Below are 8,090 nucleotides of genomic sequence, written 5' to 3'. Positions count from 1 at the left end.
CAGTAGAGAGTAGCAACAGAACTTATATTCGCTCTCCACTATCCACTATCCACTATCCACTACTTCTCAATCCCCGCAACAACGGTTGTCGATTCCCAAACTTTCTAAAATTAGATCGCTAACAGCGTTGGCGATGGTGAACTCACCAAAAAAGCTTTCTTGAAAATTAAATGCCTGCATCTCAGTCACGATCGCGATGACTAGACTTCCGAGATCGTTTTCTCCTTCCATCCGCTGTCTGATGTAGATTTGAGCGGCTCTTTGGGCGATATCAGAATTAATCGATTCGGGAATAAATTCGCGATCCATCCACACCTGAAGTGACGATCGCAGCCACGCGCCTTCTTTGGTCGCGTCGGTAGCTGGTGGTAAAGTAATTGAGGCGATCGGTTCTGTCATTGGCAAGTACCAACTGCGATCTATAAATTTAAAGTAAACGATCGAGCTATCTTCAATCTTGCACCGATTTGGATGGCATCGCAACCATCGATCGCTAAAATTAATTAACTAATTATTAATCCCGATCGAATTTCCACTCAATTCTAAATCGACCGTAGCAGTAAGTTCTTGATGATGCCGAACTTGTGGCAATTCTACCTGGCGATTGGCCGTCGCTAACTCTTCAGCATTTTCCCAATTATTGGCAAACGCTGGCAACCCTAATTGGCAAGCTTTCCACTCACTCCGCACGGATACGCCAAGTTGCTGACAAGCACCACCATGTAGACCCTCCGGTCGATAAAAACGACAGTAGCGACATGCAGAAGTAATACAATTTTGATTAGTCATCAGCCATACCTATGGGGAGAGCATCAAATTCAATTCTCTCTTGATTACTATTATCACTCTTGCTTATATCGGCAAAAGTGGCAGCAATCGGCGATCCCACATAGCTTATAGCGATCCCCAAGTCAATTGGTATTTTATATTGTCTTTAGATTCAGTTTATGTATGGAAACATTTGTTGGTGTGTTCAGTACATATACGGAAATTGTTTGTTTACAGTCAATATTGCAAACAATTTACCTTAAAGTACTAGGGATCGCTGAAAACAAAGATCCGGACTAGCTGCACTATGCCCATTCTAAATGGTAGAAAAAGGTTTAATTTAGTAAAAAAGTTATTAAATATACCGAAAGATAGATAACATTAGATCGAAAAACTAGTTAGATTTTACATTGGAACTTTTTGACAGCAAATTCCTAGATCGATTGCACAAAATCGACAAACATTCCACCGTCGCAATTCACCTTCGCGAGCGCGGCAATTACATTGGGAACAAATTACTACATCGCCGGAGTCGATAGACACAGATCGATCTTCGGTCGCAGTAACTACACTGCGATCTGTATATCCTACCGCGACAAAGCGCAAATCGACGATCGAGGGCGCGCTTTCTAAGCGATTGAATCGCTGACACAAGGCCTGTCGCCCAAAAGTGAGCTGATGAGCTAGGCTAGAACTATTTGTGGCGATTGTCAATATCCCTCTCGATAACGATCGGGGCTGAGTGCGCTCGGCAATTGCAGGCGAGACAATCTGGCTCCACGCCTGCACGATTGCGCCCCAATCGCGAACGCCTTCCCATCCCGGCTGGTTTTGGATTGCAGATGTAATTGAAGCGATCGACGTTAATGACATATATTAAGACGTAGCAATAGTAAGATTGAATTGAGAAATCTCAGTCAAATCTCCGATTCTTGACGAAGCGGCTAAATTTTGACATCTATTGAGGAGACGGCAATGACGGATGAGTATTGTCACTTGTTCTACGCCAGTGCCGACTGTTGCCCAGCGCAACCGCTCTGTGGGATCTAAATCGAGATCTAACTAGCTCACCGCACTAGTTTGTCCGATCGCTTGTCGTCTGTGACCGCGATCTTGGGTAATCTAAGAGCATCGCTCCTGAATTTAGTGTATTTAAAAATGACATCGCCAGAAATATCTGCGTTTAAAGTGAGTTATGAACCACAACCCATCTGAAGATAGTGCGAATATACCTCCATCCGGTCGAGCGGTAGTCGCTGACGGTAGCTTTGACACAGAGCATCGTACATCCGATCGTCTCAATCCTGCCCTCCAACAAGCTCTAAGTTGTCTAGATATTAAATTAGAAGACGAATTGATGCGATTTAGATCCAAACAGGAATCTCATGCTGACAATCTGCACTCAGTTCCCGCCAGCACCGAAACATGGGAACAGCCATCGACAGGTTTTGATGCTGATGCTGAGATTGTCACCGCCCACATCGTCGAGCCAAATAGAACTGGCACCATTATAGAAGATAACGGAGATTTGGAACGAGTCGCCACGCCAGACACAGCACCAAAGGGCGGGTTTATTATCATCGATAAACTCATTACCTCCTCGACCAACAGTCCAGATACACCAGCCATGAATAATTATGGCTCGATCGAGGTATATCGGAGTAATATACCAACTCACGACCGGAATGCCAAATTTGGATCCAGTGGCGAAATGGCTCCTTTTCAAGATGAATATTCCTCATCATCTCAAGAATTACTGCGGCAGATTCAATCTGGATATCGCGACAATGCCAGCGAACGTCGCCCCCAGTCAGCTCCACCCGCTCCCAAACGCAAATTTTTCACCCCGCTCAAGATCGGCTCGGCGGCGGCAGTTTGCGTCCTTGCTGGTGGAGCTGTCTATACTTATCTTAATCCCAGTATCCTGACTTCGCTCACTGCTACTAAACTCGCTACCTCGACTACCAGCACCAATTTGCTCGGGCAATCGATCCAAAGCCCCAACCTTGCAGCCAATGAGTTTACCGACCTCAATTTGAGCGCGCTCAATACCATCGAACTGCCCAAAACCGCCACAGCGGCACGGACAGCAGCAACTTCAAGTATCGCGACACCTACAGGTGTGACTACAGCACCAGCAGCCATTCCATTCAATCGGGTTGGTACTCGTCAGATCGTGCCGCCTACGACCAATATTACTTCTCAACCGAGATTGGCTGACAGCCTAGTCAAATCGCTCCTACCACCGAGTTTTCGCGCCTACTCCAGACCTGCTGGTTTTCGCGCTAGCCCATCAGGGACAGGACGTTAAGTTAATTGATAATTGATAATTGATAATTGATAATTGCGGATGCGCGCTCGTCGGGTTTCCCGACGGTTAAGCGCACCAAGCAGATAATTGCGGATGCACGAGTTGAATCAAGCAGACTCCCGCTCTGTGTAAAGGTGATATGCTGCGTCAGTTGTTACTAATTTCTTAATTAGTAGTGCCCGATCGGGAGATCCAGAAGTTATCATAATTACTAGGTTAGTTATTTAAATCTATCGAGTCAAAATAGCACTAGGCGTGCCATAGGTATCAAGCTGCTGTAAAAGAAACTATAAAGGGGATAGCAATATGGGATTATTCGATCGGGTGAGCAGACTGCTCCGAGCCAATGTCAATGATATGGTCAGCAAAGCCGAAGATCCAGAAAAAATTCTGGAACAGGCAGTCATGGACATGCAAGAAGACTTGGTACAATTGCGCCAAGCTGTTGCTAGTAGCATTGCCAACCAAAAACGCACCGAGCAGCAATACAACAAAGCGATGGCGGATGCCAATAGCTGGCAGAGCAAAGCCCAACTAGCCCTGCAAAAAGGAGATGAAGATCTCGCCCGTGAAGCCCTCGTGCGCAAGAAAAACTACAGCGAAACTGCCAGTAGCCTTAAAGCTCAACTAGACGGGCAAGCAGGCATGGTAGACACGATGAAAAAGAGTCTGCTCCAACTTGAAGGCAAGATATCCGAAGCCAAAACCAAGAAGGATATGCTCAAATCTCGTTCTCAAGCTGCCAAAGCTCAGGAGCAACTGCAAGGTGCCGTCGGACGTTTGGGTACTAACAGTGCGATGGCTGCATTTGAACGGATGGAAGAAAAAGTCCTCATTCAAGAAGCCAAATCTCAAGCTGCTGCCGAACTCACTGGTGCAGATCTAGAAAGCAAATTTGCCGCTCTGTCGGCTGGTAGCGATGTCGATGACGAACTCGCCGCCATGAAACAGCAAATGCTCGGCGGTTCCGCTCAACCTACTGCGGCTCTACCTCAAGGTAGCGTATCGTCCCCTGCAACTCCCGCCACACCTAAAGATAGCGTTAAAGCACCCATGAGTCCTCAAGATGAGGAATTGGAAGCCTTACGCAAGCAAATTGATGGTTTGTAAGTAATCGAGTTAGGCTAGGCACAGCTTGCCTTAATTTGGGATAGTTGTCGATCGATAACTATCTCTAAATTTTAATGTTAAAAATTAGCCAGAAGAATTGTGACGATCGAATTTAGCTACAAGTCGATAAGAGCATCGCGAATGTCGAAGAAATTCTCCCACTTAATATAAGGCTTTTTCCGCTCGTCTAAATATTGAGTCAGTGGCGGACGTGCGAATACAATCGATGCTGCCATTGCCATATTCCAGTCGGTAATAGAATCGCCGATCGCGATCGATTCATCAGCATGATAACTAGCCATGATTTCAGCTTTAGCTACCATTTCCGTCCCGCTTTCATAACGAGAATTTACTTGTAAATAATCGCCCGAAGTATCGATATCGATCGCGTGAATAGCTTCAATTCGATGTAAATAAGGCTGCAATACCGATTCGACCATTCCCTGCAATCCACCAGAAATAATTACAATTGGAATTTGCTCGGTTTCCAAAAAGTCTAAAAACTCCACAAATCCCGCTCTCATCGGTTGCACTCGCGTAAATTCTATCAGTTCTGGATAACTTGTAGATGGGATTAACTCTAGCATTTTTCGGACACCTTGGCGTAGCGTCACGCGCTTTGCATAAATTTCTGGCAACACTAATGCCGAAACTTCTGGCGCAAATTTAGTTATCATTGCCACAAAGGTTTCAGTTGCCGTAATCGTGCCATCAAAATCACAAAAAACAATTCGTTTCACTTTAATCGATCGCTTATTTTATATCCAAACAATACTCTGATTTAATCTTTATTCAGGCGAATTTTGTTTGTCAATGTCTGCTTCTGGCCATTGATGCAGCATCTTTGTCCCTTCGCCAAAAAACGCATCACGTAAAATGCCTTTTTCTTGCAATAGAAATAGGTTTCCTACCCTTGGGTATATTCCCACACTCAAAGTGGAAAGAACCCCGACTTTTTAAAAAAGTCGGGGTTCTGGTTGCTAGTTCCAAACAATTAGCATATTAAACATCCAGACGACGTTCGATCGCGGTTGCCCAAGTATCGGTAATTGCAGGGAGATCGAGATCGACGATCGATTCGCCGAGACTGAGCATCTGGAATCGATCGGTTTGGGTACCGACGGTGCCTAGATATTGCCAAGCATCACCTACTTGCTGGGCTAAATAAGTCTCAAATTCGGACTGATGTGCGGGGGAAATCGACACGACGATACGGGCACCACCTTCGCCAAATAAGGCCGTATCCAACCGCTCGACAATACCGCCGAGGAGGATTTTTGCACCTTTATTGCCCGCGATCGCACATTCAGCTAGGGCAACAGCTAAACCACCTTCGGCGCAGTCGTGAGCGGAGTTAATCCAGCCGCGTTGGATGCCCTCCCGACATGCTGCTTGGACTTTGAGTTCGAGGTCGAAATTAACCGCAGGTGGTTGTCCGGCAACTGTCTGATGGAGGGTGGCGAGGTATTCTGAGGCACCTAGTGTTACTAGTTCTAAACCATCTGCTACGGGATAAGTTCGGAGTAAAGTAGTTTTGAAGGCGAAGTAGCCGACGGGAATACCGAGGACGTAAATGCGATCGCCTGTATTTTGCCAACCTTGACCGCAGATTTTGGTAATGTCATTGACGATGCCCACCATTCCGACGACGGGAGTCGGATAAATCGGGACGGGATTGCCTTCGGGGTCGAAGGTTTCGTTATAGAGCGAGACATTACCACCCGTGACGGGGGTTTTGAATGCGCTGCAAGCTTCCGATAAACCCGTGCAGGCGTTGGCAAGTTGCCAATAACCGATCGGTTTTTCGGGGCTGCCGAAGTTGAGATTGTCAGTGACGGCGACGGGTTCGGCTCCAACGCAGCTCAGATTGCGAGCGGCTTCGGCGACGACCATTTTTGCCCCTTCGTAGGGGTTGAGATAGACATAGCGGGGGTTGCAATCTACAGTAGCGGCGACGCCTAAGTGGGGATTTGTGGTGGTAGATTGACGATTTTGGATGGGTTCGAGGGGACGGATGCGGATGACTGCGGCATCGGCACCGCCAGGGAGCATGACGGTATTATTTTGGACTTGGTGGTCGTATTGACGATATACCCAGCGTTTGGAGGCGATCGAGGGCGTATCCAGCAGGGTTAATAGCACGTCATTCCAGCTCTGGGATTTGCCCTGAATTTCGATACCTTGGGGGGTGGCTGGGGGTAATCGGTCTAGTGTCCATTGCCATGCGGTTTGGGCATACTCAGGAGCTTCTGACATCAATTCCCGCTCGTAAAGTGGGGTGTTATCGGCAAGCGCGCTAGCTGGAACTTCGGCGGCAATTCCACCTTGGAATAAGATCCGCACGATCGGTTCTTCAATTACGGTACCAGCAACGACGGCGTGGAGTCCCCATCGCTCGAAAATAGCGATCAGCTCCTGCTCGCGTCCCTTGTGAGCGACGAATAACATCCGTTCTTGGGATTCAGATAGTAGGTACTCATAAGGCACCATCCCTGGTTCGCGTGCGGGTACTAAGTCGAGGTCGAATTCAATCCCCACGCCACCTTTAGCCGCCATTTCCGAGCAAGAACAAGTAATCCCCGCCGCACCCATATCCTGAGCGGCGACAACTGCGCCAGTTTTGAAGGCTTCGAGACAGGCTTCAATTAAGGATTTTTCAAGGAAAGGATCGCCGACTTGGACTGCGGGGCGATTATCGATCGATTCGGCGGTCAGTTCGGCACTGGCAAAACTCGCACCACCCATGCCATCGCGTCCGGTAGTAGAACCCACATACAGGACGGGATTGCCGATTCCGGCTGCGCCCGATTTGACGATCGTGTCTGTTTCCATTAAACCCATTGCCATGGCATTAACCAATGGATTCCCAGAATAAGCCGGATCGAAATAGACTTCGCCGCCGACGGTAGGTACCCCAACACAGTTATGAGTAATAATGCCCGAACTAGTGACAAATAAGTGCGTGTTATCTACTTCCACGTCATAAACATTGCAAGTTTCGACAGTATGCGTGGCAATATTCTGAATTTTGACAGTCCCCATCGTCGCGATCGCGGCTGCCGTCCGAGTTGCCACCGCGCCAAGTTCTTGACGCTGTTCGCTAACTAGTGTCGCGCTACCCATCGCCCAATCGCGCCGCATCTCGATTTGCCACAGTGGTGCGTAATGAAATTCTCGTCCCTTGATTCTGCCGACAGAGCCAGGACGGTGGTGAACTTGCGGCAAAATGCCCCGATCTTGCACCAATAGCATTACTTGGTCGAATAATTGACGGCTGGAGGTCGAGAAAAAGATTTTGCCCTGAGATACCGCACCACTGGTAGGATTGGGGATCGTGGGATTATTCCGAATCAGACCTTTGAGTAATTCTTGCTGAAGCGTGGAGTTCCACTCCCAGACAAAATCGGGGATGCGTTTGTGCGTAGCTTCGTTACCGCAGCCCCAGACTCGCACCAGCAGGTGTCCCAATAGCCAGGAGGAGACACATACCGCCATTCCTGACGTCCGTTCTTTGGGATTAGCTTCGATGCCTAAATCGTGGAGAATAGCGATCGCATCTGCGGCGGCGACTGATTCGTGATGGCTGAAGTTCAAGAAGATCCGATAAATGTTACCAGACGGCGAAACCATCCCCGTCGCGATGTAATAGCCGAGCAGCCGTGCAAAAGCGGCGTTGGGTCGAATAATCGCTGGGAGCCAGTCTTCTTTGCCATGTTGACCGATTTGGAGGTCTTGACGATCGAAATTGAGATCCTGTGCGAGTCCGAGCAGTTGTTCGAGACACAAGAATCGATCGAGTGGGAAGGTTTTGGTACTGAGGTAGTGATTGCGCTTTTGGATCGATGGTTCGAGTAATTCGAGGGTAGTCCGAATTAGATCTGTAGGTTGGCAAGTTGCGGGG

At 48.0% G+C, this 8,090-nt stretch carries 7 protein-coding genes; 2 read left to right on the top strand and 5 right to left on the bottom strand.

Features of this window, described 5'->3' with window-relative positions:
* Positions 1–66 precede the first annotated feature (66 nt).
* The 3 genes from C7B77_RS18030 to C7B77_RS18020 form a co-directional block, all read right to left on the bottom strand.
* Positions 67–399: a hypothetical protein gene (locus tag C7B77_RS18030; RefSeq protein ID WP_106307849.1), complete on the bottom strand. Its 333-nt coding sequence runs from the start codon at positions 397–399 to the stop codon at positions 67–69.
* A gap of 108 nt (positions 400–507) precedes the next feature.
* The gene (locus tag C7B77_RS18025; protein ID WP_106307846.1) at positions 508–789 is read right to left on the bottom strand and encodes a hypothetical protein; all 282 of its coding nucleotides are present in this window, start codon (positions 787–789) and stop codon (positions 508–510) included.
* A 384-nt stretch (positions 790–1,173) separates the two neighbouring features.
* On the bottom strand, positions 1,174–1,641 hold the full coding sequence (locus C7B77_RS18020) for a DciA family protein (protein WP_106307843.1): 468 nt from the start codon (positions 1,639–1,641) through the stop codon (positions 1,174–1,176).
* A 322-nt stretch (positions 1,642–1,963) separates the two neighbouring features.
* Between C7B77_RS18020 and C7B77_RS18015 the strand changes: the two genes are divergently transcribed.
* Entirely contained in the window at positions 1,964–3,079 is a 1,116-nt protein-coding gene (locus tag C7B77_RS18015) for a hypothetical protein (protein WP_106307840.1), read from the top strand.
* A 306-nt stretch (positions 3,080–3,385) separates the two neighbouring features.
* On the top strand, positions 3,386–4,189 hold the full coding sequence (locus tag C7B77_RS18010; RefSeq protein WP_106307837.1) for a PspA/IM30 family protein: 804 nt from the start codon (positions 3,386–3,388) through the stop codon (positions 4,187–4,189).
* A 116-nt stretch (positions 4,190–4,305) separates the two neighbouring features.
* Here C7B77_RS18010 and C7B77_RS18005 read toward each other — a convergent pair whose 3' ends face one another.
* The gene (locus C7B77_RS18005; protein ID WP_106307834.1) at positions 4,306–4,929 is read right to left on the bottom strand and encodes an HAD-IB family phosphatase; all 624 of its coding nucleotides are present in this window, start codon (positions 4,927–4,929) and stop codon (positions 4,306–4,308) included.
* 262 nt (positions 4,930–5,191) lie between these two features.
* Positions 5,192–7,819, bottom strand: coding sequence for a phosphoribosylformylglycinamidine synthase subunit PurL (gene purL / locus C7B77_RS18000; RefSeq protein ID WP_425430830.1), 2,628 nt, complete (start codon positions 7,817–7,819; stop codon positions 5,192–5,194).
* Between the last annotated feature and the right edge of the window lie 271 nt (positions 7,820–8,090).

The sequence above is a fragment of the Chamaesiphon polymorphus CCALA 037 genome (genome assembly GCF_003003845.1).
Classification (GTDB): Bacteria; Cyanobacteriota; Cyanobacteriia; order Cyanobacteriales; family Chamaesiphonaceae; genus Chamaesiphon; species Chamaesiphon polymorphus.
The sequence above is the reverse complement of the archived record's forward strand: the minus strand, read 5'-3'. Positions and strand labels throughout refer to the sequence as shown.

Bases quoted from the DNA above. Each gene is read 5' to 3' on its own strand.
- C7B77_RS18030 (WP_106307849.1), bottom strand. From the start codon at position 399: ATGACAGAACCGATCGCCTCAATTACTTTACCACCAGCTACCGACGCG.
- C7B77_RS18025 (WP_106307846.1), bottom strand. From the start codon at position 789: ATGACTAATCAAAATTGTATTACTTCTGCATGTCGCTACTGTCGTTTT.
- C7B77_RS18020 (WP_106307843.1), bottom strand. From the start codon at position 1,641: ATGTCATTAACGTCGATCGCTTCAATTACATCTGCAATCCAAAACCAG.
- C7B77_RS18015 (WP_106307840.1), top strand. From the start codon at position 1,964: ATGAACCACAACCCATCTGAAGATAGTGCGAATATACCTCCATCCGGT.
- C7B77_RS18010 (WP_106307837.1), top strand. From the start codon at position 3,386: ATGGGATTATTCGATCGGGTGAGCAGACTGCTCCGAGCCAATGTCAAT.
- purL (WP_425430830.1), bottom strand. From the start codon at position 7,819: ATGGTTTCGCCGTCTGGTAACATTTATCGGATCTTCTTGAACTTCAGC.